This is a genomic window from Mycobacterium sp. 852002-51152_SCH6134967, assembly GCF_001667105.1.
Lineage (GTDB): Bacteria > Actinomycetota > Actinomycetes > Mycobacteriales > Mycobacteriaceae > Mycobacterium > Mycobacterium neumannii_A.
On the sequence record NZ_LZIK01000033.1, the window covers coordinates 36,423 to 60,326 of the forward strand.

A 23,904-nucleotide genomic window follows, 5' to 3' on the forward strand; every position below is an offset into this window, starting at 1 on the left:
CGTGTCCCGAAGAGAAGACGGCCGGCTTGACGACGAGCTGAGGCCGGTCCGCATCACCCGCGGTTTCACCACCCATCCCGCCGGTTCTGTGCTGGTGGAATTCGGCGAGACGCGCGTCATGTGCACGGCAAGCGTCACCGAGGGCGTGCCGCGCTGGCGCAAGGGCTCTGGAAAGGGCTGGCTGACAGCCGAATACGCGATGCTGCCCGCCGCAACCCACGATCGGTCCGATCGCGAGTCGGTCAAGGGCCGTGTCGGTGGCCGCACCCAGGAGATCAGCAGGCTGGTCGGCCGGTCGCTGCGGGCGTGCATCGACCTCGCCGCGCTGGGCGAGAACACGATCGCAATCGACTGCGACGTGCTGCAGGCCGATGGGGGTACGCGAACCGCCGCGATCACCGGGGCCTACGTCGCGCTCGCCGACGCGGTGACCTATCTGTCGGCGGCGGGCAAGCTCTCCGATCCGCGACCGCTGTCGTGCGCGATCGCTGCGGTCAGCGTCGGCGTTGTCGACGGGCGCATCCGCGTCGACCTGCCGTACACCGAGGACTCGCGCGCCGAGGTCGACATGAACGTCGTGGCCACCGACACCGGCACTCTCGTCGAGATCCAGGGCACCGGTGAGGGCGCAACGTTCCCGCGCTCGACGCTGGACAAGATGCTCGACGCGGCGATGACGGCGTGTGAGCAGATCTTCGAGATCCAGCGGGAGGCGTTGGAGTTGCCCTATCCCGGGGTGCTGCCCGAACCGAAGGACCCGCCCAAGAAGGCGTTCGGAAGCTGACCGAGCTGCTGGTGGCCAGCCGCAACCCGAAGAAGCTGGCCGAGTTGCACCGGGTGCTCGCGACGGCGGGGGTGTCGGGGTTGACGCTGCTCTCACTCGACGACGTGCCCGCCTTCGACGAGGCGCCCGAAACCGGGACGACGTTCGAAGAGAACGCGTTGGCCAAAGCACGCGATGCTCACCGCGCGACGGGTCTTGCGGCGGTCGCCGACGATTCCGGGCTGGAAGTCGCGGCGTTGAACGCAATGCCCGGGGTGCTCTCGGCGCGGTGGGCGGGCCGGCATGGGGACGACGCCGCGAACACGGCGCTGCTGTTGGCGCAGCTTTCGGACGTACCCGACGTGCGGCGCAGCGCGGCGTTCGTGTCTGCCTGCGCGCTGGTGCACTCGGCCGGCGAGGTCGTGGTGCGCGGGGAGTGGCTGGGCAGCATCGTGCGCTCACCGCGCGGGGAAGGCGGGTTCGGCTACGACCCGGTTTTCCTGCCCGCCGGGTCGACGCGGACCGCGGCCGAACTCGACGCCGCCGAGAAGGATGCGGCCTCGCACCGGGGCCGTGCCCTGAGGGCACTGCTGCCCGCGCTGCGGGAGTTGGCCGCCCGAACCTGACTTTGTGCGCGAGATTCGGCCCTGCGATCACAAGCTCACGCTGGGCAAGGAAATTTTGTATAGCTCAACTAAGCGGTAGCATCCCCGGGGTGCGCCGCCCCTCCGCCCAAGCCGACGTCGGCAGGACTCGGCACCCGGCGATCGTCGTGGCGGTGCTCGCGGCGGCGGGCATCAGCGTGTCGCTGATGCAGACGCTCGTCATCCCGCTCATCCCCGAACTTCCCACACTGCTGGACACCAGCGCGTCCAACGCATCGTGGGTGATCACCGCGACGTTGCTCACCGCGGCCGTGGCAACCCCGATGTTCGGCAGGCTCGGCGACATGTACGGGCCCAAGCCCATCCTGATCATCTGCGCCGTGCTGCTCACGGTGGGATCGTTGATCGCGGCGACGACGACATCGCTGGTTCCGGTGATCGTGGGCCGCGGGCTGCAGGGCTTCGGAATGCCGATCATCCCGCTGGGCATCAGCGTGATGCGCGCATCGGTGCCGGCTCACCGGGTCGGCACCGCGATGGGTTTGATGAGCGCATCGCTGGGTGTCGGTGGGGCGCTTGGGCTTCCACTGTCGGCGATCATCGCCGATCGCTTCGACTGGCACGCGTTGTTCTGGTTCGGCGCCGCACTCGGGGTGATGTCGGCGGTGTCATTCGCGGCGCTGGTACCGCGGTTGCCCTCGGTTTCCGCCGATCGCTTCGACGCGCTGGGCGCGATCGGTCTCGCGGGCGGGCTCGTCACGCTATTGCTGGGCATCTCCAAGGGCGGAAGCTGGGGCTGGTCCAGTGCGATCACCGTGACGATGTTTACCTCGTCGCTGGTGATCTTCGGGTTGTTCGCGCTGTGGCAATTCAGGACCGTCGCCCCGATCGTCGATCTGCGCACGACGCTGAAACGGCCGGTGCTGACGACGAATCTGGCGTCGATCGCGGTGGGCTTCTCGTTGTTCGCGATGTCGTTGATCGCGCCGCAGATCCTCGAGCTGCCTGCCGGCTCGGGTTACGGCCTCGGCCAGTCGCTGTTGCAGACGGGTCTGTGGATGGCGCCCGGCGGACTGGCGATGATGTTGACGTCTCCGGTGGCGGCGCGGATCGCCGATGTGCGCGGTCCGCGGTTCACGCTGTTCGTCGGGTCGACGGTGGTGGCCGCCGGCTATCTGTCGGGACTGGTGCTGATTAACAGCGCGTGGCAACTGTGCGTGTTCAACGTGATGGTCAGCATCGGCGTCGGTTTCGCGTTCTCGTCGTTACCCGCGTTGATCAACGCGGCCGTGCCAGTCTCGGAAACGGCCGCTGCCAACGGAATCAACGCGCTCGCGCGCTCGCTGGGCACATCGATTTCCAGCGCGGTGATCGGTGCGGTGCTCACCGTGATGACGACGACGGTGGCTGGGCACGACGTGCCGTCGTTGGCCGGTTTGCGGGTCGCGCTGCTGATTGCGGCAGGTGCGGCCGTCGTCGCCGCGCTCACCGCGCTGGCCATTCCGAAGGCCGGTGCGGTGAACGAGTCAGCACCCGGTCTGGTGCTGACTACAGGCCGTAGCGGTCCTTGATCTCCCTGGTCTGGACCTGCTCGACGATGATGCCGACGAGCGGGATGGTCCCTGCGAGCAGTACGCCGATCGTCTTTCCGATCGGCCAGCGCACCTTGACCGCGAGGTTGGCGGTGAAGAGCAGGTACACGAAATACGCCCAGCCGTGGACGACCGCGATCCAGTTCAGACCCTCGACGTGGTAGACGTACTTCATCACCATCTCGTAGCAGAGCGCGATGAGCCAGATGCCCGTCGTCCAGGCCAGCACCCGGTAGCCCAGAAGTGCCTTGCGGACGTTGTCGGCGGAGGTGATCGGCGGTTCGGTCATGTGGCCGGGTGTTCCTTGTCCTTCTCGGCGAGCTCGGCCAGGTAGGCGTTGTACTCGCGCAGTGCGGGGTCGTCGACGTCATCGTCGGATGGGGGTGTGGCTGAGGGTTTTCGCGGAAGCAGGTCCTCGGGGATCTCGGTGATGTCGCTTCTGGCCGGCTCGGGTGGTGCTTCCTCGTAGCGCACGAACTTGTAGTAGGCGTACACGACGAAGCCGGCGAACAGCGGCCACTGCATCGCATAGCCGAGATTCTGGAAGCTGCCCGAGGCCGACTCGAAACGGGTCCACTGCCACCACGCCAGCGCAAGGCAGCCGACGGCGCCGACGATCACCAAGGCGATGAGCGCCGGCCTCCTACGTTGCGTAGTGGACACCTTCCAACGGTACCGCGACGTCCTTCGGCCCGACGAACTCATCGAGGCGGGCCGACCGGCGGCGGGTAGCATCGACACGCGTCGCGGGCGTGGCGCAATTGGCTGACGCGCCGGCTTTAGGTGCCGGTGTTCGAGAGAACGTGTGGGTTCGAGTCCCACCGCCCGCACCGACTCACGTCGTGGCGAAGTACTTCTGTCCGCCGCTCGGTATGCGCCCGAATCCGGCTTTCAGCAGCGGCGCGAGGATCGCGACCGGCAGGCTCATGGCCCTCTTCGGTTCGATGGCGACCACCCAGGTGAAACTCGTCTGGCCGCCGTCGGCGTCGACGATGTAGTCCTCGGCGAAGCGTTTGAACAGCGGCAGCGTCGACTCGTAGACGTAGAAGGACTTTTGATGGCCCTCATCCCAACGGAAGAAGCGCTCGCGCAGGATGGCGCCGCCGGGAGCGGTCACTTCGCGGGTGGTCCCGACTCCGAACGGGCGCGGTGAGGTCCAGGTGACGTTCTTGACCGCAGGGCCCCACGCCGCCAGCGACTCGTCCGACGTCAGCGACTGCCATACCTGCTCCGGCGTCGCGGCGTAGCGCTTCTCGTAGCGGAAGACATGAGGCGCCGAGACCAGAAAGTCAGCGTCGGCGGACAGCAGCGGATACCAGCGGGCCATAACTGGCCATCATCGCAGGCTTGTACCGGCGCGCGTCAGTCCTCTGCGCTCTGCTTGCCGAAGCAGACCAGGCTGGCGGTGAAGCTGATTGCGGCGACCGCTCCCGCGACGGCGGCCAGCGGTGCGTCGGAGGCGCCCCAGCTCGACAGGCTCACCGCGACCGCGATGATCGCGGTGAAGATGAGAAAGAGGCCTGTCGTGGCGATCGCCTCGGCGGACGGGTCGTCGGCGGGGGCGAGAGCGCGCTCGCGCATCGAGGTCTCCTGGTGGCTCGCGGAATCGGTTGCGCAGAGGTTGCCCACTGGCAACGCCGGTGAAACCCGCGGCTTCGAAGATGCGGCTCAGCCCGCCTTTTGGACGGTGAAGCCATTGCGTTCGGCCAGCGACTGCAATTGCCGCAGTGCGAACTGGCGTGCTCGGCCCGTGTCGGGAATGTAGATGCCGGCCCACACCCCGACCGCGCCGGGCGTCCGGCACGCCTCCTGGGCGCAAAGCCAACGACGAGGGCATGTCCGGCACAACTCCTTGGCGCCCTCGTCAGCCCCGAGGGCCCACCGGTCGGGGTCCTGAATGCAGGCGCCGAGTGCCGTGTCCTGGGGTTTGTTGACCGGAACGGGGTGCGCCGTCCGGCCGTTCGGCCGCGCGTCGACGGGCATCTGCGTTTCCTTTCGGTCGGGGCAAGTTCTCGTCGGTGAGACCGACAATACGCATGTATCGGTTTTTACGGTACACGCGTATTGGCTACTGTGAGGGGGTGGGCACTCTAGGCTTCGGGTTCTGATGACGGCCTTACAGTCAGATGAACAGGTCCCCGGCGCCGGGACGCGTTCGAGCGTCGACCGGATTCGCAACGCTGCCCTCAAGTGCTTTGCAGCGCGTGGCAGTTCTGCTACGTCGTTACGCGCGGTCGCCGCGGAAGCCGGCGTCTCACTGGGACTGGTACAGCATCACTTCGCAACCAAGGCGAACCTGATCAAGGCGGTTGACGACCACGTGCTCGGTGTGATGGCCGAGGCGTTGACGCAACCGATTCCGGAACCGCCGGCCGACACCATCGCTGACGTCGGTAGCCGGGTGACATCGCTGGTCGCCGGTGAACCCGACGTGGTGGCCTACGTCGGCCGGGCGCTGACCGACGGGAGCTCGCTCGGCGCGCAGCTGTTCGACTCGTTGGCGACCATCGGTGCCGAACGGTGGCGGGTGCGCGCAGAGCAGGGTTTGACGCGACCGGACCTTGACCCGATATGGGGCACGCTGAACCCGTTGGTGCTGGCTCTCGGGGCGTGGGTACTACGCGCCCATATCGAACGCCATCTCCCAGAACCGCTCGAGACGCCCGAGCAACTGCAACGGTGGCAGAACGCGACTGATTCGCTACTGCGTGACGGGCAGATGCGCCACGATTCCTGACGCGTCGTTACAGCGAGGTACCACCGATCCGCTTTCGGTAGCTCGTCGGCGTCTCCCCGCAGAACTGGGCGAACGCCCGCGTGAAGGAGCTGAGGCTGTCGAAACCGACCGCCGACGACGTCTCCTGCACCGACTGACCCGGTGCGGCCAGCAACGCCATGGCTTTCAGCATGCGGGCGTGCAGAAGGTATGTGCGCCACGACAACCCGACCGAATCCCGAAACAGCCGCCGCAGCGTGCGCTCCGAAACCGAAACCGCCCTGCTCACCTCTTCGGCGGTCACACCGTCGAGATGCTCCTTGGTGTAGGCCATGGCGGCGGCGACGATCGGATGCTCGGACGTGGGCAGGCTCAACGGCGCCTCGTGGTCGAGCGCCTCGGCCACGAGATTGGCCAACGTGCGGAAGAACGCCTCGGAGACCTCCTCGTCCTCGGCGGGCCCCGGCCGCCGGTCGATCGGCCAACGCAACGCGTAGATCATCATCTCGCGGATCAGCGGGGACACCGCGAGGATGCGCGCGCGGTCGCCCGCGTGCGCGATCAACTGTGGATCGAACATCACCGCGACGGTCCGGACGTCTGGATTCATGGTCGCCTGATGTTCGAGACCCACCGGAATCCAGGCGGCCTGCTGGGGTGGCAGCAGGTAGTGCGCTGAGTCGGTCTCCACCTCGACGACCCCGCCGAGCGCGTACTCGATCTGGTGCACATCGTGCGAGTGCCAACCGGTGATCAGCGCATCGCCCTCGTACAAGTAGCTGCCCCCCAGCGCTCGCCCACCGCGCCGAAGGTCGATGATGCGCCGCTTCGCGCTGACCGCCAGGTTGGCCGGTTGGGCAAAACCTCTGTCCGATAGCGCAGAGACGGTCACAGGGCTAGACGGTACTACTGGGGTATGAACGTTGACGACTTGATCCTGGTGAGCATCGACGACCACGTTGTGGAACCGCCCGACATGTTCCTTCGGCACGTGCCGGCCAAGTACAAGGACGAGGCGCCCATCGTGGTCACCGACGACAAGGGTGTCGACCAGTGGATGTATCAAGGTCGGCCCCAGGGCGTCAGCGGTCTGAACGCCGTGGTGTCCTGGCCGGCCGAGGAGTGGGGACGCGATCCCGCGGGCTTCGCCGAGATGCGTCCCGGTGTGTACGACGTGCACGAGCGCGTGCGCGACATGAACCGCAACGGCATCCTCGCGTCGATGTGCTTCCCGACGTTCACCGGCTTCTCAGCGCGCCATCTCAACATGCACCGCGAAGAGACCACGCTGGTGATGGTCTCGGCCTACAACGACTGGCACATCGACGAGTGGGCGGGTTCGTATCCGGACCGGTTCATCCCGATCGCGATCATGCCGACGTGGAATCCGGAGGCCATGTGCGACGAGATTCGCCGTGTCGCGGCCAAGGGCTGCCGTGCGGTGACGATGCCGGAACTGCCGCACCTCGAGGGTCTTCCGAGCTATCACGACGAGGAGTACTGGGGTCCGGTGTTCCGCACGCTCTCCGAAGAGAACGTGGTGATGTGCCTGCACATCGGGACCGGCTTCGGTGCGATCAGCATGGCGCCCAACGCCCCGATCGACAACCTGATCATCCTGGCCACCCAGGTGTCGGCAATGTGCGCGCAGGACCTGCTCTGGGGGCCGGCGATGCGCAACTACCCGGACCTGAAATTCGCCTTCTCCGAAGGCGGTATCGGCTGGATACCGTTCTACTTGGACCGCTCTGATCGGCACTACACGAACCAGAAGTGGCTGCGGCGCGACTTCGGCGACAAGCTGCCGTCCGACGTGTTCCGCGAACACTCGCTGGCCTGCTACGTGACCGACAAGACGTCACTGAAGCTGCGTCACGAGATCGGCATCGACATCATCGCGTGGGAATGCGACTACCCGCACTCCGACTGCTTCTGGCCCGACGCGCCCGAGCAGGTTCTCGCCGAACTCAACGGGGCAGGCGCATCGGACGCCGACATCAACAAGATCACGTGGGAGAACTCCTGCCGGTTCTTCAGCTGGGATCCGTTCAAGCTCACACCGAAGGAGCAGGCGACCGCGGGTGCGTTGCGCGCCAAGGCAACCGATGTCGACGTGTCGATCCGGCCGCGCAAGGAGTGGGCTCGGCTCTACGAGCAGAAACAACTCGCCAAGGCGTGAGACCGGGCGTGCATGCACACCGCTGGCGTTCGGTCAGCGGCGTGCGTCACCGTCACGCGGCGGGTCGCCCAACCGCAGCCTCAGCACCGAGGCGATTATCGACGCCGCCCCGATGCCGACGAAAAGTACGCTCAGCATCAGAAATATCAGGCCACCGTGCGCGAAGAACGCGTATCCGCGCAGCACACCGAGCACGAGGGCAAATATCCCGCCGAGGATCAGCCACCGCGCCTGACGGACAGTGGGCGGTACGAGGCTGTTCACCAGATCAGGCCGCGGACCATCTCGGCCGGCGGGATCTCCTCCATCGAGATCAGACCCGCGGGGGCCCGGCACACCCAGTCGATGACGTTGACGACGCGAGCAGCGGTGGAAACGCAACCCGCTTCGGTGACGTCGAGCACCGGGTGCGACAGCAGCGTGTTGACCTCCACGCGCGGCTCACCCTCGATGATCACCTTGTGCACGCCGCTGTGTCCTTCAGGCGGGTACTCCCAGTCGGGTGCGGCCGCGGGAGTGAGTCGCGTGGTGTGTTCCACGGTGATGAGGGGCGCACCGTTGCGGAAACCTTCGGCGGCGAAGCGCACACCTGCCAGCCCACCGGGTTCGACGGTCATCATCTTGCACTCGATGCGCTGATCGGTGTACCAGGGCTCGAAACGCTCGGTGACGTCATCGAGTTCGACGCGGAGATGATCGGCGATGTTGCGCACCAGCCCGCCGAACATCGTGGTGACGACGCCCGGCAGGAAGGCCATCGCCGGCTCGTCGCCCGGTTTGCTGCCGAATCCCATTGCGGTGCCGGTGTACTCGTAATCGTCGTAGTTCCCGTAGTCGAAGACTTCCTGGACGGTGACCGACTCCGCACGGGTGACCAGGCTCAATGCTGACAGGACCGCGGTGTCACCCGAGTACCCCGGGTCGATTCCGTTGACGTACAGCGAGGAATTACCTTCAGTGCAAGCCTGTTCCAACGGCGTGCGCAGCCAGTCGTCGATCTGGTGCGGTGTCACCAGCCACACCATCGACGTGCCGACGACGTTGATTCCGGCGGCCAGGAAGCGCGACATCTGCTCGATCGCTTCCATCGGCCGGGTCTCGCCCAGCGCGGTGTAAACCACGCAATCCGGCTTCAGGGCGATCAGCGCGTCGATGTCGTCGGTGGCGATGACCCCGGTCGGTTCGGGCAGGCCGCACAGTTCGGCGGCGTCGCGCCCCACCTTCTCGGGGTTGGCGGCGTGCACACCGACGAGCTCCAGGTCGGGTCGCCCGATGATGGCTTTCAGCGAATGCTGTCCAACATTACCGGTTGAAAACTGGACCACTCTTCGCATTTCAAGCCTCGATCAGTAGTCGGGTATGGGCAGCGGCAGATTGTTCGAGTCTATTCCGCCGTCGACGTGGAAGATGGCGTTGGTCGCATAGCAGTCCTTGGTCGAGAGGTAGACGCAGAGCCGACCGAGATCCTCGACGTCGCCGAGCCGATGCAGCGGAGTGAGCGAGAGCATCGTGTCCAGTGCCCCTGGCATCATATCGAGGCCGCTTTGCAGTCCCTCGGTTGCGAATGAGCCGAGTGCGATGGCATTGACGCGGATCTTCGGTGCCAACTCCTGGGCCATCGCCCGGGTGAGCGCTTCGAGCCCACCCTTCGCGACGCAGTACGCGGTAAGCGCGCGGATGCCGAAACGTGCTGATCCCGAGGAGATGTTGACAATGTTGCCATGTCCGGCCTCGATCATGTGACGGGCGGCGAGTTGACTCATGATGAACGCTGACGTGACACACCAGTCGAAGGTGTGCCGGAAGTCCTCGTCGGTGATATCGAGAAACGAGCCGAACGTCGAACCACCCACATTGTTGATGAGGATGTCGATGCGCCCGAACTCATTCATCGCCGTGTTCACCACACGTTCGCCGTCTGGACGGTTGATCGCGTCGGCCACCAGGGCGAGTCCTTTACCGCCGCTTTCCTCGATGCCTTTGATCGTCGCGACGATGTCGGATTCGGTGCGTGCGGTGCCGACCACTGTCGCACCCGCTTCGGCCAGCACCCTGGCGATACCTTGGCCCACGCCCTTGCCGGCTCCGGTGACGATCGCCACCTGCCCATCGAGATTGAACTGCTCCAACGCCATTGAGCCTCCTCCGTCAAACTGACCGCAGTCAATCACAAATGTGAAGCCAACGAAAGTATTGATATCGTCGACGTATGGCAGTGGTAGACAAGCCATCGGCGCGCGAGGCCAAGCGACTACAGACGCGAGAGCGACTGATGGGCGCGGCCATCGCCGAGTTCAAGCGGGCGGGAATGGCCGATGCCGACGTGGGAGCGATCGTCGCTGCTGCCGGAGTTGCCCACGGCACCTTCTTCTTCCACTTTCCGACCAAACAACATGTGCTGCTCGAGTTGGAGCGCCGCGAGGAAGAACGCATCGCCAAACAACTCGGCCGGTACGCGGATTCCAAACGCACCCTGCCCGCGATTCTCAAAGAGGCCGTCCGGTTGGTACTCGGGCTGGAACGTCGTCTCGGTGCTGAGTTGTTCAAAGACTTCATCGCACTGCACTTCTCGCAGAGCCGACCGGCCGACGAGAGCCAGGAACACCCTGTCATCGTCAGGGTGGCCCGCGAGATCGAACGCGCCCAGAAGGCCGGCCGAGTGGCCCCCGACGTCAATCCGATGAACAGTGCGGTGTTCTTCCTGCTGGGCCTGTACGCACTGCTCACCACCACGACCCAGTGGCCGACCCAGAGCGCGATGCTCGACGACTACATCGCCAGGACATTGCGCGGTATCGAGGTGCGCTGACTGGTTGACTTGAGTCAGCCCCACTGACAAGCTCATGGGCACTTACCGGTTTCAGGAGGTGCCTGTGAATTCGCCCGCAATGACCGCAACCGCAAGCGGGCTGGACGAGCATGCGGAGGCCTCGCGGCTGGCGCAGCGCCAGGCCGACAAGTGGCTCATCTCGGGCAGTGTGCTCATCGGCACCGCAGCGCTGGGAATCTTCGGGCTGCCCCTGTTCCTGCGCGGAGTGTGGCTGCTGCGCAGGGCGCACCGAAACGGGCTGTCGGTGCGGCCGATGTTGGTGACGCTGCTGGGATACTGCGTGATCGTCGACGCCGCGATCAACGTGTTCGGCTGGGCCCTGGACCTGGTAGCCCACCACACGATCCTGGCCCGAGTGTTGTTGAACGGCTGGGGGGCGATGTTCGACGCCGGATATTTCTGGCACTACAACGAACTGTGGATCGGCGGTGCGGCCGGACCGGGGGAGAAGGCGCTCGAAGTCGGCCTGATCCTCACGGTGTTCTGTATGCGCATTGCCGCCGGCATCGGCTTCTTGCAGATGAAGCGCTGGGGCCACCAGTGGATGATCATCACCTGCTGGATGGGCGTGGTGATCTGGTGCGTGTACGTGTTCAACATGACGATGTATGCCGACGTCCGCTACGCCGGGGTGATCCTGCCGGTCGTGGGTTGGTGGATCTACGACATCTTCTACATCACCCCGTTCCTGGCGATTCCGTATCTGCATTCGGTGAACAGGGAAATCTTCACCGACTGAGACTCGGCTGACTGAACTCATTGACTTCAGTCAGTCCATGGGATACAAAGAGCGAACCATGACATCACAGGTGAAGGTGTCGGCGCGTCAAGCGCAACGGCTGCAGACGCGCGAACGCATCCTCGGCGCGGCGGTCACGGAGTTCACGAAGTCCGGGATGGCCGGCGCCGACGTCAACATGATTGCCGCGGCGGCCGGTGTCGCGCACGGCACGTTCTTCTTCCACTTCCCCAGCAAGGAACACGTGCTCCTGGAGTTGGAGAGCCGCCAGGAGGCGCGCATCGCCGCGGAGTTCGCGGAGTTCCTCGAACACCGCCACGATCTGGTGACCACGTTGACCGCAGTGGTCGACCTGGTGACCGATCTGGAACACCGCTTCGGCCCAGTGCTCTTCAACGAACTGCTGGCGCTGCACTTCTCGCCGACGAGGCCGCACAAAGACGATTGGACCGACCATCCGGTGATCGTCCTGCTGGTGCGCGAACTGGAACGCGCCCGCGGCGACGGCGAAGTCCATCCGGAGGTCGACGCCTTCTACAGCGCGACCTTCTTCCTGCTCGGCATCTACGGCGTGCTGACCACCACCGACAACCCGAAGACCCGAGAGATCATGCTGGCCAAGTTGGTCTCGACCGCCATGCGCGGCTTGGAAGTGCGATGACGGGTTCGTACAGGCAACGACACAACAACCGAGGAGTTCGACGTGTGGGCTTGGATATGGGAGATCTTGCGCTACGTAGGGGCGTGGGGCGGCGCCGCGCTGGTCATCTGGTTCTGGTATTGGATGTTCTCCAGCCTCGGCACGTTCTAGGGCCGCGATGACTGATCTGTCCGACGCTCACGCACTGGCGGTCGAACGCAGTTGCGCCGTCACCGCTGTCGCACTGAGCGGCCAACGCCGCGAGGGGGTGCGCCTGGTAACCGGTGAGCATCGCCAATTCAGCCTGAACCCGGGACTGGATCACGTGCTGGTGCCGTACCCGTCTTTGGCCCGCGACTGGACCCGCAGAACGCTGACATGCGGTGTTGCGCTTCAATGTTCACCGTCCAAGGAGCGCCTCGCCCACTACCGGCTCAACGAACTCACCGGGCGCGAGCTTCGTGCGCTCACGCTGGTCGAAGCCGGGGTTGCATTGGGCTGGGTCGCGGCCAACTGGCCCGGGCTGGTGGTCGAAGCGCGGCGATTGCTGCCCGATCTGGAAATGCTGCCCGACGATATGACGGCCGACGCGATGCTCGAACACGCGATCTCGGTGTCGCGCAACGGCCAGCCGGTCGGCGACGTCCCGGGTGTGGTGGGCAGGCTGCCGCTGGCGTACACGGTGCCGCAGGGCCTGTCGGACAAACTACGGCGCAGCTTTGGCCGGATGCCGTGGACCACGACGCAAAAGCGGCTGCCGCGTCCGTACTCCGTTCCCGTCGGCGGCGACGGGGGAGTCCGCAACCCCAACCTGCCGCCGCCCAGCCGCCCCCAGGACAACGACCTCGATCTCACCCCGGATCACCGGCCCGGCATTCCCTACCCGGAATGGAACGAATTGACAAAGAGTTTCATGCGCGACCACGTCGCGGTGCTCGAACGCGCTCAGGCCAGCCGCAACCGCCAACCCGGAACGGTGTCGGCCGATCTGCGCAAGTGGTTCAGCGAACACACCCACCGCTCGATGAAGAACCGTCTCGAAGACGGTTCCGACCTGGATGTCGAGCAGTATGTGAACCACTACATCGACCTCGCCACCGGGGAGGCCGTCGAACCGCGAATCTTCCGCGAACTGCTGCCCAGCAGCCGCGACGTCACCACCGCGCTGCTGTTGGACGGCAGTTCGTCGCTGGGCGTGCACGGCGGCCGGATCTTCAAACTCGAATTGACTTGCGCCGACGCACTGTCACGCGCGATGACGCTCGCCCGAGAACGACATGGCATCTTCGTGTTCACCGGCAACACCCGGCACCGGGTCGAGGTCAACTGCCTCAAGGACTTCGAGGATCGGCGCTTCGTCCCGCCCAGCCGCCTCGGCCTGTCGGCCGGCGGCTACACCAGGCTCGGTGCACCGCTGCGGCACTTGACAAGCCGCCTGCTGGCGCAGCCCTCCGAACGTCGCCTGCTGATCGTCATCGGGGACGGCCTGATCTCCGATGAGGGTTACGAGGGCCGTTACGCGTGGGCCGACGCCGCCCACGCTGTCGAGGAGGCCAACGACGCGGGCGTCTCGATGTATTACGTCGGTGTCGGACCCACCCGGGTCGACCCGCTGCCCGAGGTCTTCGGACCTCGCCGCTCCCAACGCATCCGGCGCGTCGAAGACCTGCCGCGGGTGCTCGCCCACGTCCACCGCGAACTTGTCGCCGCCTGAGCGCACAACCAACCGAAGGAGCTCGAGCACCGATGACCACCGACACCTACTACTCGAACAGCAACGAGGTCCAGTTGTTCGAGCAGGCTTACCACCAGCGCCTGCCCGTCATGCTCACCGGGCCGACGGGTTGTGGTAAGACGCGGTTGGTCGAGCACATGGGGGCGCTGCTGCGCCGCCCGGTCGTCACGATCAGCTGCCACGACGACCTCACCAGTTCGGATCTCGTCGGCCGGTTCATGGTCACCGGAGGTGATGTGGTGTGGACCGACGGACCGCTGACCCGGGCGGTCAAGGCCGGTGCGATCTGCTATCTCGACGAGGTCGTCGAGGCGCGCCACGACTCACTTGCCGTGCTGCACTCGTTGACCGACCACCGGCGCACGCTCTACCTGGACCGGGCCGACGAAGTCGTCCAGGCGCCGGAGACCTTCATGCTGGTGTGCTCGTACAACCCCGCCTACCGAAGCTCGCTCAAGGAACTCAAGCCGTCGTTTCGGCAGCGGTTCGTCACGCTGCCGATGAGATATCTCCCGCCTGACCGTGAGGCCGAGGTGATCGTCGCCGAAACGGGCATACCGCTGTCGGCGGCGAGCCGGCTCGTCGCATGCGCCACTGCGATCCGCACCGCCGACGAAGCGTTTCACTTCGAGCCGCCGTCTACCCGCGTGCTGGTCACCGCCGCACACCTGATCGCCGCGGGCGCAACCGAATTGGATGCCGCCGAAGCCTGCATTCTCGCACCGCTGTCCAGCGACGGTGCGGTCACCGAAGGCCTGCGTGAAGTGGCCGTGGCCAGCCTGGCCGCCGCCAACAACTCGAGCAACCCGAACTGAGAAGGGAGTTCAGATGGACCCCAAGGAGAAGCAGCGCAAGAAGGCGCTCATCATCCTGCAGATCGTCATCTACGGCTATCTGCTGGCGATGTTCCTCATCCAGCTCTACATGTCATTCGACCGGGGATGGTGGTCGCTGTGACCGCGACCGCCACAGTCAGTCTCGAAGACCACCACGAAGAATCGCGGGTCGCGCAACGCCGGGCCGACAAGTGGATGATCGTGGGCGCCGCGCTGATGGGCATGTGGGCGCCGGGCCTGATCGGTTTCCCCATCTTCATGCGCGGGGTCTGGCTGCAACGCCAGGCCGCACGCGCGGGCCTCTCGGTGCGACCGATGATCGTCACCCTCATCGGATACCTGGTGTTGATCGACGGCATGCTCAACAGCCTCGGTTGGGCGCTGGACTTGGTGGCCAACCACACGCTGATCAACCGTGTGTTGATGATCGGTTGGGGTCATATGTTCGACGCCGCCTACTTCTGGCACTACAACGAGCCGTGGGTCGGCGGTTCCGCGGTGCCGGGCGAGAAGGCGTACGTCGCCGGCCTGATCCTGACCGTCTTCGCGATGCGCTGCGCCGCGGCGATCGGCTTCCTGCAGATGAAGCGCTGGGGCCACCAGTGGATGATCATCACCTGCTGGATGGGTGTGGTGATCTGGTGTGCCTACGTGTTCAACATGACGATGTATGCCGACGCCCGGTACGCCGGTGTGCTGTTCCCGGTCATCGGGTGGTGGCTCTACGACATCTTCTACATAACCCCGTTCCTCGCGATCCCGTATCTCCACACGGTCAACCGCGAAATCTTCTCGGACTGAACAAAAGGAGCACGTCATGACACCACCTGCGAGCCCATCGACAACCGATGAGAAAGACCCGGCCGAAGACCTTCCCCCGGGCACCACGCCGTACTACGCGCGGATGCACAAGTACATCAAGCGCGCGGTCCTGGTGTGTTTGATAGCACTCGTCATCGAGGGCGCGTTCACGTTGCCGTTCATGGCGGTGTGGTACGGGTACCCGACCCTGAGCCTCACCGAGATCTGCAGCGGCCTGCTGAAGGTCCGCTACTCCGACGACACGCTCGAGTGCAAGGTTCCGTATCCGCCGCTGGGTCCGCCTGAGGGCGCCGAAGGCAAGGACACCGCACGCGACGAGTGGGGGATCCAGCCGGTGCCGAAGTACGACCGGATCGGGTTCCGCGAGCTCGTGCGGATCCACGAGGAAAGCGAAGCCCGCAAGGCCGCCCAACAGCAGCAGGAAGATTCGGCTCCGTGAGCGGCAAGTCGGCGGCCGAACACGCGGACAACTGGGATCTTCGGCACGAGGATTTCAACAACAACGCCTTCCTCTACGACGTCTACGCCGTGATGCGGCAGAAGTCGGCGTTCGCCCATACCGACCACCCGTTCCTCTCCGCGACGCCCGGCGGCGCATGGGTGGCGGTGCGGTACGCCGAGTGTTACCGGATCCTGCAGGACTGGCAGCACTTCTCGAGCAATCCGACACCGGAGGCGTCCGAGCACCTCGCGGGCGATCTGGTCATCACGCTGGATCCGCCGCGGCAGCAGAAGTTCCGCAGGGTTCTCAACCCGTACTTCTCGCCCGCCCGGATGAAGGCGCTGCGACCGCAGATTCGCGAGGAAACGGACCGGTTGATCGACGGCTTCATCGAACGAGGAGCAGGGGATCTCGCCGAGGTGGCATGGCGGCAGCCGGGCATCGTGTTCTTCAAATATCTCCTTGGGATGCCGATCGATGACGTGCCGCTGTGCATCGAGTTGACGGACACCGCTCTGAACGGGGTCACCGAGGACTCGCGGATGGCTGCCTGGGGCGGGCTTTATCAACATATTTCCGACGCGGTCGCAGCGCGCAGCACCGTTGCCGCGCAGGACGACATGATCGATGTGCTGCTGTCGGCCGAGATCGACGGGGAGAAGCTGTCGTTCGCCGACGTCGTCTCCAATGCGATGTTGCTGGTGCAAGCGGGTCTCGAGACCACCGCGAGTGCAATGTCATTCGCGTTTCACTATCTGGCCACTCACCCCGAGGAACGCGACCGGTTGGCCGGGGATCGCGAGATGCTGCCGCGTGCTGTCGAGGAGTTCATCCGGTTCGGGGGCTCGATACACGGGATTCCGCGCACCGTCGCGAAAGAGGTTGAGCTGGGCGGACAGACGTTCCGGCCCGGCCAGTCGGTCATCGTCAACTACGCCTCCGCGAATCGGGATGAGCATGAGTTCCTTGACGCCGGCCGGTGTGTCCTCGACCGCCGCGAAAACCGCCATCTCGGCTTCGGTGCGGGTGTCCATCGATGCCTCGGCTCGAATCTGGCACGCTTGGAGTTTCAGGTGGGCCTCGAGCAGGTGCTGGCGCGGATGCCGGATCTGGCCATCGACCCGGATGCCTCGCCGCACTTCCACGGAAGTTCGGTTACGCGCGGTTTCCGTTCGGTGCCCGTGGTCTTCAGCCCCGCCGAACGGTCGGCGGCATGACGTATCGGATCGTCCAATGGACGACGGGAAACGTCGGCAAGCGATCTGTCCGCGCCGTCGCGAACAATCCGCAGCTGGAGCTGATCGGCTGCTATGCGTGGTCGAAGGACAAAGTCGGTCGCGATGCGGGGGAGCTGTGCGGCATCGACGCGCTCGGCGTGTCCGCGACCGATGACGTCGACGCCCTGCTGGCGCTGGAGCCGGATTGCGTTGTCTACAACCCGATGTTCGCCGATGTGGACGAGATGGTCCGGATTCTGCGCGCGGGCGTCAACATCGTCTCCACGTCCGAGTTCATCACCGGACACTTCTTCGGCGACGACCGCGACCGCATCGTCGAAGCCTGTCGGGACGGCGGCTCGACCATCTTCGGTAGCGGGATCAACCCCGGGTTCATCCAACTCTTCGCCGTCGTTTCGGCCGGGCTGTCGGAACGCGTGGACAAGGTTTCGGTCGTGGAGGCCATCGACACCACCATCTACAACTCACCGGACACCGAGAAGCCGATGGGCTTCGGGTATCCGATCGACCATCCGGACCTCAAGTCGATCACCGAGAAGGGTTCGGCCATCTTCCGCGACGGTGTCCTGCTCGTCGCTGACGCACTCGGCGTCCAACTCGACGAGGTCCGCTGCGACGTCGCATACGCGCAGACCACCGCTGACCTCCAACTGCCCGGCGACTGGTTGATCGCCAAAGGCTGTGTCGCCGGAGTCGATGTCGGCTGGAAAGGAATCGTCGGCGGCAAGGAGGTCATCGAAATCCGCGGCCGGTGGCGCAAAGGCCAGACACTCGAACCGGATTGGGAACTCGACATGGGCTACACCGTGGAGGTACAAGGCACACCCACGATCAAGACCACCCTGAGTTTCCTTCCGCCGGAAGGCTTCGTCGGTGAGACCATCGACGACTACATCATGCTGGGCCTGTCGATCGTCGCGATGCCCGCGATCACCGCGATCCCGGCCGTCGTGGCCGCGCCACCGGGCATCGCGACCTACACCGATCTGCCGCTGCTGCTCCCGAGAGGAGTCCTCAATGTCTGACCGGAAGTATCGCGTGATCCAGTGGATGACCGGCGACGTCGGCCAGGTCGGAGTTCGACACTTCGCCCAGTGCCCGGTGTTCGAACTTGTCGGTGTGCTGGTGCACAGCAAGGACAAGGTCGGCAAGGACGCGGGGGAGATCGCCGGCATCGGGGAGACCGGGGTCATCACCACCGACGACGTCGAGGCGGTCATAACTCTCGATGCGGACTGCGTCTTCTACACCCCGGTGATCATGGATGTCGACACCGTGTGCCGGCTGCTGCGGTCGGGCAAGAACGTCGTCACCACAAGCGGATTCTTCCATCCCACAGAGCATTTCCGCGAAGCTGGCGACAAGATCTGCTCCGCGTGCGTGGACGGCGGCACGTCGTTTCACGCCGGCGGCATCCACCCCGGCTACGCCGGTGACATCCTGCCACTCACGCTCGCTCGGGTCGCCTCCCGCGTCGACAGGGTCGAGGTGTGGGAGGTCGTCAACGTGCTCACCGATGCGCCGATGGACCACATCGACTGGATGGGATTCGGTAAGGACAAGGACAAGTTCCTTTCGGAGCCGACGATCCTCGGCCTCGGCGTACCGTTCTTCGCCCAATCGATGCACATGGTCGCCGATGGCCTGGGCGTGACCATCGACGATGTCACCGCTGCAGACGTCCGGGCCGCGGTCGCCACCGAGGACATCCCCCACGACGAGGGTGCGATCACGCGCGGAACCGTTGCTGCCCAACACCACACATGGACCGCACGAGTCGATGGCGAACCGCTGATCGTGTACCACGCCATCTACCTGACCGGCGGACCCGACGAACTCGATCCGCCGTGGGACTGGGGCCGGACGCGGTACCGCATCGTCATCGAGGGAGATCCGCCGACCGAGCTGACGATGCACGGCCGGGTCGCCGCGGACGGCACCATGACCCACCCCGGATACACCTGGACGGCGATGGGCGCGATCAACGCCATCCCCGATGTCTGCGACGCGGCGCCGGGTTGGCTGACCCATGTGGACCTGGGCCTGATCCAACCGCGCGGGCTGGTGCGCAGATGACGGCCAGTGCGGAGCCGCGCTTGCACCACGTCGTGTTCGCGGTGGCGCCGGAACGTCGCGCCGAGGCGGCCGCGTTGTTCACCGAGCTCGGGTTCGCCCTTCAGGAGGCCGAACTGACCGAACTCGGTGTGCGCGTCCATCTGGACTGGGATCGCGGCATCGAATTGATCAGCCCGGTACCCGGATCGACCGCTTCGGTGGCAGCGCACGTCAACGAATTCCTCGAGCGTCACGGCGACGGGGTGTACACCGTCGTGCTGCGGGTGCCGGATGCCGCGGAGGCCGAGTCCGTCGCGCAGCGATACGGATCGAGTATCCGTTTCCGACAGGGATTCTCGGGAGAAGGTTCATATCTCGACGAGATCGATCTGTCGGTTCTCGGGCTCCCAGTGACGCTTCTGGCCACCAACGTGTCATGACCGAGGTACCGGGCTTGACGCAGGTCCTCTACGAGGATCTGCCGATGGCGCGCGACCGCGGCGAAGGTTGGGCCAAGCTGCGGGGCCTCGGGCCGGTGCTCTACGGCGAGGGCTGGTATTACTTCACGCGGCGCGACGATGTGCTCGCGGCACTGCGCGACCCGGAGACGTTCTCGTCGAGGACCGACTACGACGACATGATCAGCCCGGTGCCCCTGGTACCCCTCGGGTTCGATCCCCCCGAGCACACCCGTTACCGCCGGCTCCTGCATCCGTATCTCAGCCCGCAGACACTGAGCGCGCTGCTGCCGTCGCTGCAGGCACAGGTGATCGACATCATCGACGAGATCGCCGGGCGCACCGAGTGTGAAGTGATGGCCGATCTCGCAGTCCCGTACCCGTCGCAGGTGTTCCTCACGTTGTTCGGCCTTCCGCTCGAGGACCGCGAACGCCTGATCGCCTGGAAGGATGCGATCATCGCGGTCAGTCTGGCCACGGATCCGACCAGTGTGGATCTGACCCCGGCGGCCGAGCTCTTCGGCTATCTCACCGAAGCCGTTCAGACACAGCGGGAATCGCCACGCAACGGCATACTGTCCGACGTTCTACACGGCGAGGATGCGCTGTCGGATGCCGAAGCGACGGGGATGTCGCTGGTGTTTGTCCTCGCGGGCCTCGACACCGTCACCGCCTCGATCGGTGCCGCGATGCTGGAGCTGGCCCGGCGCCCGGAACTGAGTCGGCACCTTCGGGACAACCCCGACGACGTCGGCGCCTTCGTCGAAGAGGTGATCCGGTTGGAACCCGCCGCGCCGGTGCTCGGGCGTGTGACCACCCGGCCCGTGACGGTCGCGGGGGTCGCGTTGCCCGCAGGGGCGCAGGTGCGGCTCTGTGTCGGCGCCATCAACCGCGACGGTAGCGATCCGCTTTCCGGCGACGATCTGGTGATGGACGGCAAACTGCACAAGCACTGGGGTTTCGGCGGCGGCCCGCACCGGTGCCTGGGCGCTCACCTGGCCCGGATGGAGCTGCGACTCGTCGTGACCGAGTGGCTGACGCGCATAACGCAGTTCGACCTCCGCCCGGGCTATGTTCCCGAGATCGCCTGGCCCTCGGCGACGTGCGCGCTTCGCGAGCTGCCGCTCATGATCGGGAAGACGCCGTGACCGTCGAGGCCGGACGGCCCAGCGTCTTCGACGCCGGGTTGCCGACGCTGACCTACGACATCACCGCGACGCCTCAGGAGATCTACCCGCAGTTCCAGGCAGCGCAGAAGCAAGCGCCGGTCGCGCTCGGCCCGATCGGACCGGAGGTGCTGTCCTACGAACTGGCCAGGACCGTTCTGCGCGACCCGCGGTTCGGGATTCCGCGGGGCATTCACCTGTCGGCGCACGGAATCACCTCAGGGGAGCTGTGGGACAGGGTGACTCGCAGCATCCTGAACATGGACGGCGATGAACACCGCCGGTTGCGCGGTCTGGTTTCTAAGGCCTTCACACCGCGGGCGACCGCTCGCATGGACCCGACGATCCACACCGTCGTCAACGAGCTCATCGACCGCGTCGCGGACCTCGGCCGGTGCGAGTTCGTCGAAGACATCGCGAGGCCCTACCCGATCCCGGTCATCTGCGCCCTGCTGGGTGCGCCCAGGCAGGACTGGCAACGGTTTTCGCGCTGGGCCGAGGACATCTTCAAAATCGTCAGCTTCGACTGCGATCTCGTCGAAGAGGAACCGACGATCCTGCGGGCCTGGGACGAGTTCGACGGCTACATCGACCAGATGATCGCCGATCGGCGCGAGGACCTCACCGATGATCTGCTCTCCGAGCTCATCCGCGCCGAGGACGACGGCGACCGGCTCGACGCCGGCGAGCTGCGCATGCTGGCCTTCAGCGTGCTGATCGCCGGAACCGACACCACCCGAAGCCAGCTCGCGGCGTCCATGCAGGTGTTGTGCGAGCACCCCGAGCAGTGGGAGCTGTTGCGGGACCAGCCCGGCCTCGCGATGCGCGCCGTTGAGGAGACCATGCGCCACTCCCCGTCGATGTGCAGCACCGTCCGAAGTGCGCTCGACGACGTCACGGTCGGCGGAGTCACGTTTCCCGCCGGAACGTTCATCATCGTCAACACCTACGCCGCCAACCGCGATCCGACCGTCTACGACGACCCGGCCCGCTTCGACGTCACCCGTAGCGATCCGCCGCCCATCCTCACCTTCGGTGGCGGCGCGCACTACTGCCTGGGGGCCAACCTCGCCCGGCGCGAGCTCTGCGAGGCCCTGGTCATCATCGCGCGACGAATGCCGAATCCGCGCGTTGCCGGACCGGCACCGTGGAAGCCGCTGCTGGGTATGAGCGGACCGACGAGCCTGCCGATAGAGTTCGGTTGATGCGGTACAGGATCGATCCCGACGTGCTGCACGGCGTCGCCCAGCAGGTCGTCGGATTGCCCGTGGACAGCGGCGAACTCACCACGCGCGCCGTCGAACTGCTCGCCGACGCATACCCCGACCTCATCGATGCGACACCGGGACGATGGGTGGCGAGCAAAGCGGGCGGCATCCTCGGCAAGGTGCGGTTCGTGTACTTCAGCCCACGTGAGTACATCGTGATCTTCGGTTCACCGACGGGCACGCAGGGTTTCTCCGGTCGATACAAGCGGGTGCAGATCCACAAGTTCCTGATGGCGGGCCGGATCGACTCCTACGACGTCGAATCCGACGACAACACCGCAATGGCGTTGCTTCCGGGTGAGCGAACATGCTTGGAGAAGGGGCAGGCGCGGGGCCTGACCATCCATCCCGGGTCGTGGCACATCGAATACGGGCGCGGTGCAGTAGCGACGACTCTGCCGTTCGCGATGGTCGACACGCTGCTGGTGTCACTCGAATTGGACTCGGTCCGCCGTTCGATGGTCGAGTTCTCGCGGTTGATCCGTCGCCGGTCGCGTCCACGCGCCCGGTAGGAAGCAGGCCGATATCGCCGAGATCACCGAAACCGCAACGAGATAGGCCACAATCGAGTTGCTCGTTCTGGTCGCCGTGTACAGGGCGGTGGCGATCGTCGGAGCGAACGCCGAACCCACCACCTGGGACAGGGTGTAACCGATCGACACACCGCTGTAGCGGACGTCGGGGTCGAACGCGAGGCTGAACAACGAGCCGGTCACGCCCGCGGCCGGCGCCATCGCGAGGCCGAAGACCAGCAGGAGCGCGACACCGAAGAGCACCGCGCTGCCCGTGTTGATCAGCGCGAACGCCGGGCCGATCGAGATGCCCATCAGGATCACGCCTGCCAGGAAGACGGGTTTTCGGCCCAGTCCGTCAGATAGCGCTCCGAACATCGGGTAGGTCGCGACCGCTACCACCGCCGCCACGGCCACCCCGAAAAGCGCTTGCGTGCGGTCGATCCCGGCGACGGTCGTGCCGTACGACACCAGGTAGGCCACGCAGATGTATGCGAACACTCCTTGAGACAGGTACGCCCCGGCGACCAGCAGTATCTGCTTTAAGTGCCTGCGGAACGCGTCGGCGATCGGCATGCGCACCACTTGTTCGCGCCGCCGCAGAGCCGCGAAGTCCGGGCTTTCCGATATGGACAGCCGGATCACCAGGCCGATGACGATGAGCAGGGCGCTGGCCACGAACGGGATGCGCCACCCCCACGCCAGGAACTGGTCGTCGGGGAGTCGTGACACCGCCCAGAAGGCCAGCGTCGCGCATGCCGTCCCGGCGGGCGCACCCATCTGAGGGAACGCCCCGTAGAGCCCTTTGCGGCGGTCCGAGGCGTGCTCCACGGCCATCAGCGTCGCACCGCCCCACTCGCCTCCGACCGCGAAACCCTGCGCGAGCCGCAACACGGTCAACAGGATCGGGGCGGCGAGGCCGATCTGGGCGTAGGTCGGCAGAAGCCCCATGAGCACCGTCGCGGTCCCCATCACGAGCAGCGAGTAGACGAGCATCTTCTTGCGCCCCAACCGGTCCCCGAAGTGACCGAACACCACGCCACCGAGGGGGCGCGCGACGAACCCGACGCCAAAGGTGGCGAACGATAACAGCAATCCCGTGGCAGGTGACACGGCGGGAAAGAACAGTTTCGGGAACACCAGCGCGGCGGCGGTGCCGTAGATGAGGAAGTCGTAGAACTCGACCGTTGTTCCGATGAAGCTGGCCAGCCCGACGCGCATCGGCGAGACCGGTGAAGACACCGTCGACATGCATCGATTGTGTGCCATGCCCGATTTCGGTGCACCCGGTTGCGATGAGCGCGACCA

Annotated in this window: 30 protein-coding genes and 1 tRNA gene; 21 read left to right on the plus strand and 10 right to left on the minus strand. The window is 65.5% G+C overall.

All coding sequences use genetic code 11. The features are described from left to right. Position 1 precedes the first annotated feature (1 nt). The 3 genes from rph (at position 2) to A5790_RS10885 (ending at position 2,939) form a co-directional block, all read left to right on the plus strand. Positions 2-784: a ribonuclease PH gene (gene rph, locus A5790_RS10875; RefSeq protein WP_064397309.1), complete on the plus strand. Its 783-nt coding sequence runs from the start codon at positions 2-4 to the stop codon at positions 782-784. After that, positions 781-1,389, plus strand: a complete 609-nt coding sequence (rdgB, locus tag A5790_RS10880; RefSeq protein WP_156656360.1) for an RdgB/HAM1 family non-canonical purine NTP pyrophosphatase — start codon at positions 781-783, stop codon at positions 1,387-1,389. The genes rph and rdgB overlap by 4 nt, the downstream gene beginning before the upstream one ends. An 89-nt stretch (positions 1,390-1,478) precedes the next feature. Then, complete coding sequence (locus tag A5790_RS10885; RefSeq protein WP_066843511.1) at positions 1,479-2,939, plus strand: MFS transporter; 1,461 nt, start codon at positions 1,479-1,481, stop codon at positions 2,937-2,939. Here the strand turns inward: A5790_RS10885 and A5790_RS10890 are convergent. Together A5790_RS10890 and A5790_RS10895 are read right to left on the minus strand one after the other, a co-directional pair. Beyond that, the gene (locus tag A5790_RS10890) at positions 2,917-3,249 is read right to left on the minus strand and encodes a DUF3817 domain-containing protein (protein WP_066843513.1); all 333 of its coding nucleotides are present in this window, start codon (positions 3,247-3,249) and stop codon (positions 2,917-2,919) included. The two genes, A5790_RS10885 and A5790_RS10890, sit on opposite strands and share 23 nt — an antisense overlap. After that, positions 3,246-3,623, minus strand: a complete 378-nt coding sequence (locus tag A5790_RS10895) for a hypothetical protein (RefSeq protein WP_066843515.1) — start codon at positions 3,621-3,623, stop codon at positions 3,246-3,248. Before A5790_RS10895 ends, A5790_RS10890 begins: the two co-directional genes overlap by 4 nt. An 83-nt stretch (positions 3,624-3,706) precedes the next feature. Here A5790_RS10895 and A5790_RS10900 point away from each other — a divergent pair. Beyond that, positions 3,707-3,790: transfer RNA gene (locus A5790_RS10900), tRNA-Leu, on the plus strand. A gap of 5 nt (positions 3,791-3,795) precedes the next feature. On the opposite strand, the gene A5790_RS10905 is transcribed toward A5790_RS10900, so the two are convergent. From A5790_RS10905 to A5790_RS10915, 3 genes are all read right to left on the minus strand, one after another. Then, positions 3,796-4,287, minus strand: coding sequence for an SRPBCC family protein (locus A5790_RS10905; RefSeq protein ID WP_066843522.1), 492 nt, complete (start codon positions 4,285-4,287; stop codon positions 3,796-3,798). Positions 4,288-4,322: 35 nt separating this feature from the next. Further along, positions 4,323-4,541, minus strand: coding sequence for a hypothetical protein (locus A5790_RS10910; protein WP_066843651.1), 219 nt, complete (start codon positions 4,539-4,541; stop codon positions 4,323-4,325). Between the two features lie 87 nt (positions 4,542-4,628). Beyond that, positions 4,629-4,943, minus strand: coding sequence for a WhiB family transcriptional regulator (locus A5790_RS10915; protein WP_066843524.1), 315 nt, complete (start codon positions 4,941-4,943; stop codon positions 4,629-4,631). 124 nt (positions 4,944-5,067) lie between these two features. Here A5790_RS10915 and A5790_RS10920 point away from each other — a divergent pair, with 124 nt between their 5' ends. After that, the gene (locus tag A5790_RS10920) at positions 5,068-5,697 is read left to right on the plus strand and encodes a TetR/AcrR family transcriptional regulator (protein ID WP_066843526.1); all 630 of its coding nucleotides are present in this window, start codon (positions 5,068-5,070) and stop codon (positions 5,695-5,697) included. Between the two features lie 7 nt (positions 5,698-5,704). On the opposite strand, the gene A5790_RS10925 is transcribed toward A5790_RS10920, so the two are convergent. Beyond that, on the minus strand, positions 5,705-6,568 hold the full coding sequence (locus A5790_RS10925; RefSeq protein WP_066843529.1) for a helix-turn-helix transcriptional regulator: 864 nt from the start codon (positions 6,566-6,568) through the stop codon (positions 5,705-5,707). A gap of 24 nt (positions 6,569-6,592) precedes the next feature. On the opposite strand from A5790_RS10925, the gene A5790_RS10930 reads away from it, so the two are divergent. Next, the gene (locus tag A5790_RS10930) at positions 6,593-7,855 is read left to right on the plus strand and encodes an amidohydrolase family protein (protein WP_066843532.1); all 1,263 of its coding nucleotides are present in this window, start codon (positions 6,593-6,595) and stop codon (positions 7,853-7,855) included. A gap of 33 nt (positions 7,856-7,888) precedes the next feature. Here A5790_RS10930 and A5790_RS10935 read toward each other — a convergent pair whose 3' ends face one another. The 3 genes from A5790_RS10935 to A5790_RS10945 are packed head-to-tail and all read right to left on the minus strand — an operon-like array spanning position 7,889 to position 9,990. Next, positions 7,889-8,119: a hypothetical protein gene (locus A5790_RS10935; RefSeq protein WP_066843535.1), complete on the minus strand. Its 231-nt coding sequence runs from the start codon at positions 8,117-8,119 to the stop codon at positions 7,889-7,891. Continuing rightward, entirely contained in the window at positions 8,116-9,189 is a 1,074-nt protein-coding gene (locus tag A5790_RS10940) for a dihydrodipicolinate reductase (RefSeq protein WP_066843538.1), read from the minus strand. The genes A5790_RS10935 and A5790_RS10940 overlap by 4 nt, the downstream gene beginning before the upstream one ends. 12 nt (positions 9,190-9,201) lie before the next feature. After that, positions 9,202-9,990, minus strand: a complete 789-nt coding sequence (locus A5790_RS10945; RefSeq protein WP_066843541.1) for an SDR family NAD(P)-dependent oxidoreductase — start codon at positions 9,988-9,990, stop codon at positions 9,202-9,204. A 74-nt stretch (positions 9,991-10,064) separates the two neighbouring features. Between A5790_RS10945 and A5790_RS10950 the strand changes: the two genes are divergently transcribed. The 15 genes from A5790_RS10950 to A5790_RS11015 all read left to right on the plus strand — a co-directional run bounded on the left by A5790_RS10950 (position 10,065) and on the right by A5790_RS11015 (position 22,596). Continuing rightward, entirely contained in the window at positions 10,065-10,664 is a 600-nt protein-coding gene (locus tag A5790_RS10950) for a TetR family transcriptional regulator (RefSeq protein WP_066843542.1), read from the plus strand. Positions 10,665-10,743: 79 nt separating this feature from the next. Continuing rightward, a complete protein-coding gene (locus A5790_RS10955) occupies positions 10,744-11,424 on the plus strand; it encodes a hypothetical protein (protein ID WP_156616988.1) in 681 nt (226 codons plus the stop codon). Between the two features lie 58 nt (positions 11,425-11,482). After that, positions 11,483-12,085 carry a TetR/AcrR family transcriptional regulator gene (locus A5790_RS10960; protein ID WP_066843653.1) on the plus strand — a complete coding sequence of 201 codons (603 nt, stop codon included), beginning with the start codon at positions 11,483-11,485 and terminating at the stop codon, positions 12,083-12,085. A gap of 157 nt (positions 12,086-12,242) precedes the next feature. Further along, on the plus strand, positions 12,243-13,778 hold the full coding sequence (locus A5790_RS10965) for a nitric oxide reductase activation protein NorD (RefSeq protein ID WP_066843548.1): 1,536 nt from the start codon (positions 12,243-12,245) through the stop codon (positions 13,776-13,778). 32 nt (positions 13,779-13,810) lie between these two features. After that, positions 13,811-14,614 (plus strand): CbbQ/NirQ/NorQ/GpvN family protein, encoded by an 804-nt coding sequence (locus tag A5790_RS10970; protein WP_066843551.1) that lies wholly within the window; start codon positions 13,811-13,813, stop codon positions 14,612-14,614. A gap of 13 nt (positions 14,615-14,627) precedes the next feature. Further along, the gene (locus tag A5790_RS26390; RefSeq protein ID WP_255361544.1) at positions 14,628-14,756 is read left to right on the plus strand and encodes a hypothetical protein; all 129 of its coding nucleotides are present in this window, start codon (positions 14,628-14,630) and stop codon (positions 14,754-14,756) included. After that, complete coding sequence (locus A5790_RS10975; protein ID WP_066843554.1) at positions 14,741-15,436, plus strand: hypothetical protein; 696 nt, start codon at positions 14,741-14,743, stop codon at positions 15,434-15,436. Before A5790_RS26390 ends, A5790_RS10975 begins: the two co-directional genes overlap by 16 nt. A gap of 16 nt (positions 15,437-15,452) precedes the next feature. Then, complete coding sequence (locus A5790_RS10980) at positions 15,453-15,896, plus strand: hypothetical protein (protein ID WP_066843557.1); 444 nt, start codon at positions 15,453-15,455, stop codon at positions 15,894-15,896. Then, positions 15,893-17,116 carry a cytochrome P450 gene (locus A5790_RS10985; RefSeq protein WP_066843560.1) on the plus strand — a complete coding sequence of 408 codons (1,224 nt, stop codon included), beginning with the start codon at positions 15,893-15,895 and terminating at the stop codon, positions 17,114-17,116. The genes A5790_RS10980 and A5790_RS10985 overlap by 4 nt, the downstream gene beginning before the upstream one ends. Continuing rightward, positions 17,113-18,162: a dihydrodipicolinate reductase gene (locus tag A5790_RS10990; protein WP_066843562.1), complete on the plus strand. Its 1,050-nt coding sequence runs from the start codon at positions 17,113-17,115 to the stop codon at positions 18,160-18,162. Before A5790_RS10985 ends, A5790_RS10990 begins: the two co-directional genes overlap by 4 nt. Continuing rightward, the gene (locus A5790_RS10995) at positions 18,155-19,213 is read left to right on the plus strand and encodes a dihydrodipicolinate reductase (RefSeq protein WP_066843565.1); all 1,059 of its coding nucleotides are present in this window, start codon (positions 18,155-18,157) and stop codon (positions 19,211-19,213) included. Before A5790_RS10990 ends, A5790_RS10995 begins: the two co-directional genes overlap by 8 nt. Further along, complete coding sequence (locus A5790_RS11000; protein ID WP_066843569.1) at positions 19,210-19,632, plus strand: hypothetical protein; 423 nt, start codon at positions 19,210-19,212, stop codon at positions 19,630-19,632. The genes A5790_RS10995 and A5790_RS11000 overlap by 4 nt, the downstream gene beginning before the upstream one ends. Continuing rightward, positions 19,629-20,798 carry a cytochrome P450 gene (locus A5790_RS11005; RefSeq protein ID WP_066843571.1) on the plus strand — a complete coding sequence of 390 codons (1,170 nt, stop codon included), beginning with the start codon at positions 19,629-19,631 and terminating at the stop codon, positions 20,796-20,798. The genes A5790_RS11000 and A5790_RS11005 overlap by 4 nt, the downstream gene beginning before the upstream one ends. Further along, positions 20,795-22,021, plus strand: a complete 1,227-nt coding sequence (locus tag A5790_RS11010) for a cytochrome P450 (protein WP_066843575.1) — start codon at positions 20,795-20,797, stop codon at positions 22,019-22,021. The genes A5790_RS11005 and A5790_RS11010 overlap by 4 nt, the downstream gene beginning before the upstream one ends. Further along, complete coding sequence (locus A5790_RS11015; protein WP_066843577.1) at positions 22,021-22,596, plus strand: isomerase; 576 nt, start codon at positions 22,021-22,023, stop codon at positions 22,594-22,596. The genes A5790_RS11010 and A5790_RS11015 overlap by 1 nt, the downstream gene beginning before the upstream one ends. On the opposite strand, the gene A5790_RS11020 is transcribed toward A5790_RS11015, so the two are convergent. Further along, positions 22,513-23,817 carry an MFS transporter gene (locus A5790_RS11020; protein ID WP_066843655.1) on the minus strand — a complete coding sequence of 435 codons (1,305 nt, stop codon included), beginning with the start codon at positions 23,815-23,817 and terminating at the stop codon, positions 22,513-22,515. The two genes, A5790_RS11015 and A5790_RS11020, sit on opposite strands and share 84 nt — an antisense overlap. Between the last annotated feature and the right edge of the window lie 87 nt (positions 23,818-23,904).

Coding starts and splice junctions, on each gene's coding strand:
- A5790_RS10890 (WP_066843513.1), bottom strand. CDS start 3,249: ATGACCGAACCGCCGATCACCTCCGCCGACAACGTCCGCAAGGCACTT.
- A5790_RS10905 (WP_066843522.1), bottom strand. CDS start 4,287: ATGGCCCGCTGGTATCCGCTGCTGTCCGCCGACGCTGACTTTCTGGTC.
- A5790_RS10910 (WP_066843651.1), bottom strand. CDS start 4,541: ATGCGCGAGCGCGCTCTCGCCCCCGCCGACGACCCGTCCGCCGAGGCG.
- A5790_RS10915 (WP_066843524.1), bottom strand. CDS start 4,943: ATGCCCGTCGACGCGCGGCCGAACGGCCGGACGGCGCACCCCGTTCCG.
- A5790_RS10920 (WP_066843526.1), top strand. CDS start 5,068: ATGACGGCCTTACAGTCAGATGAACAGGTCCCCGGCGCCGGGACGCGT.
- A5790_RS10930 (WP_066843532.1), top strand. CDS start 6,593: ATGAACGTTGACGACTTGATCCTGGTGAGCATCGACGACCACGTTGTG.
- A5790_RS10940 (WP_066843538.1), bottom strand. CDS start 9,189: ATGCGAAGAGTGGTCCAGTTTTCAACCGGTAATGTTGGACAGCATTCG.
- A5790_RS10945 (WP_066843541.1), bottom strand. CDS start 9,990: ATGGCGTTGGAGCAGTTCAATCTCGATGGGCAGGTGGCGATCGTCACC.
- A5790_RS10950 (WP_066843542.1), top strand. CDS start 10,065: ATGGCAGTGGTAGACAAGCCATCGGCGCGCGAGGCCAAGCGACTACAG.
- A5790_RS10955 (WP_156616988.1), top strand. CDS start 10,744: ATGACCGCAACCGCAAGCGGGCTGGACGAGCATGCGGAGGCCTCGCGG.
- A5790_RS10960 (WP_066843653.1), top strand. CDS start 11,483: ATGACATCACAGGTGAAGGTGTCGGCGCGTCAAGCGCAACGGCTGCAG.
- A5790_RS10965 (WP_066843548.1), top strand. CDS start 12,243: ATGACTGATCTGTCCGACGCTCACGCACTGGCGGTCGAACGCAGTTGC.
- A5790_RS10970 (WP_066843551.1), top strand. CDS start 13,811: ATGACCACCGACACCTACTACTCGAACAGCAACGAGGTCCAGTTGTTC.
- A5790_RS26390 (WP_255361544.1), top strand. CDS start 14,628: ATGGACCCCAAGGAGAAGCAGCGCAAGAAGGCGCTCATCATCCTGCAG.
- A5790_RS10975 (WP_066843554.1), top strand. CDS start 14,741: ATGGTGGTCGCTGTGACCGCGACCGCCACAGTCAGTCTCGAAGACCAC.
- A5790_RS10980 (WP_066843557.1), top strand. CDS start 15,453: ATGACACCACCTGCGAGCCCATCGACAACCGATGAGAAAGACCCGGCC.
- A5790_RS10990 (WP_066843562.1), top strand. CDS start 17,113: ATGACGTATCGGATCGTCCAATGGACGACGGGAAACGTCGGCAAGCGA.
- A5790_RS10995 (WP_066843565.1), top strand. CDS start 18,155: ATGTCTGACCGGAAGTATCGCGTGATCCAGTGGATGACCGGCGACGTC.
- A5790_RS11000 (WP_066843569.1), top strand. CDS start 19,210: ATGACGGCCAGTGCGGAGCCGCGCTTGCACCACGTCGTGTTCGCGGTG.
- A5790_RS11005 (WP_066843571.1), top strand. CDS start 19,629: ATGACCGAGGTACCGGGCTTGACGCAGGTCCTCTACGAGGATCTGCCG.
- A5790_RS11015 (WP_066843577.1), top strand. CDS start 22,021: ATGCGGTACAGGATCGATCCCGACGTGCTGCACGGCGTCGCCCAGCAG.
- A5790_RS11020 (WP_066843655.1), bottom strand. CDS start 23,817: ATGCGCGTCGGGCTGGCCAGCTTCATCGGAACAACGGTCGAGTTCTAC.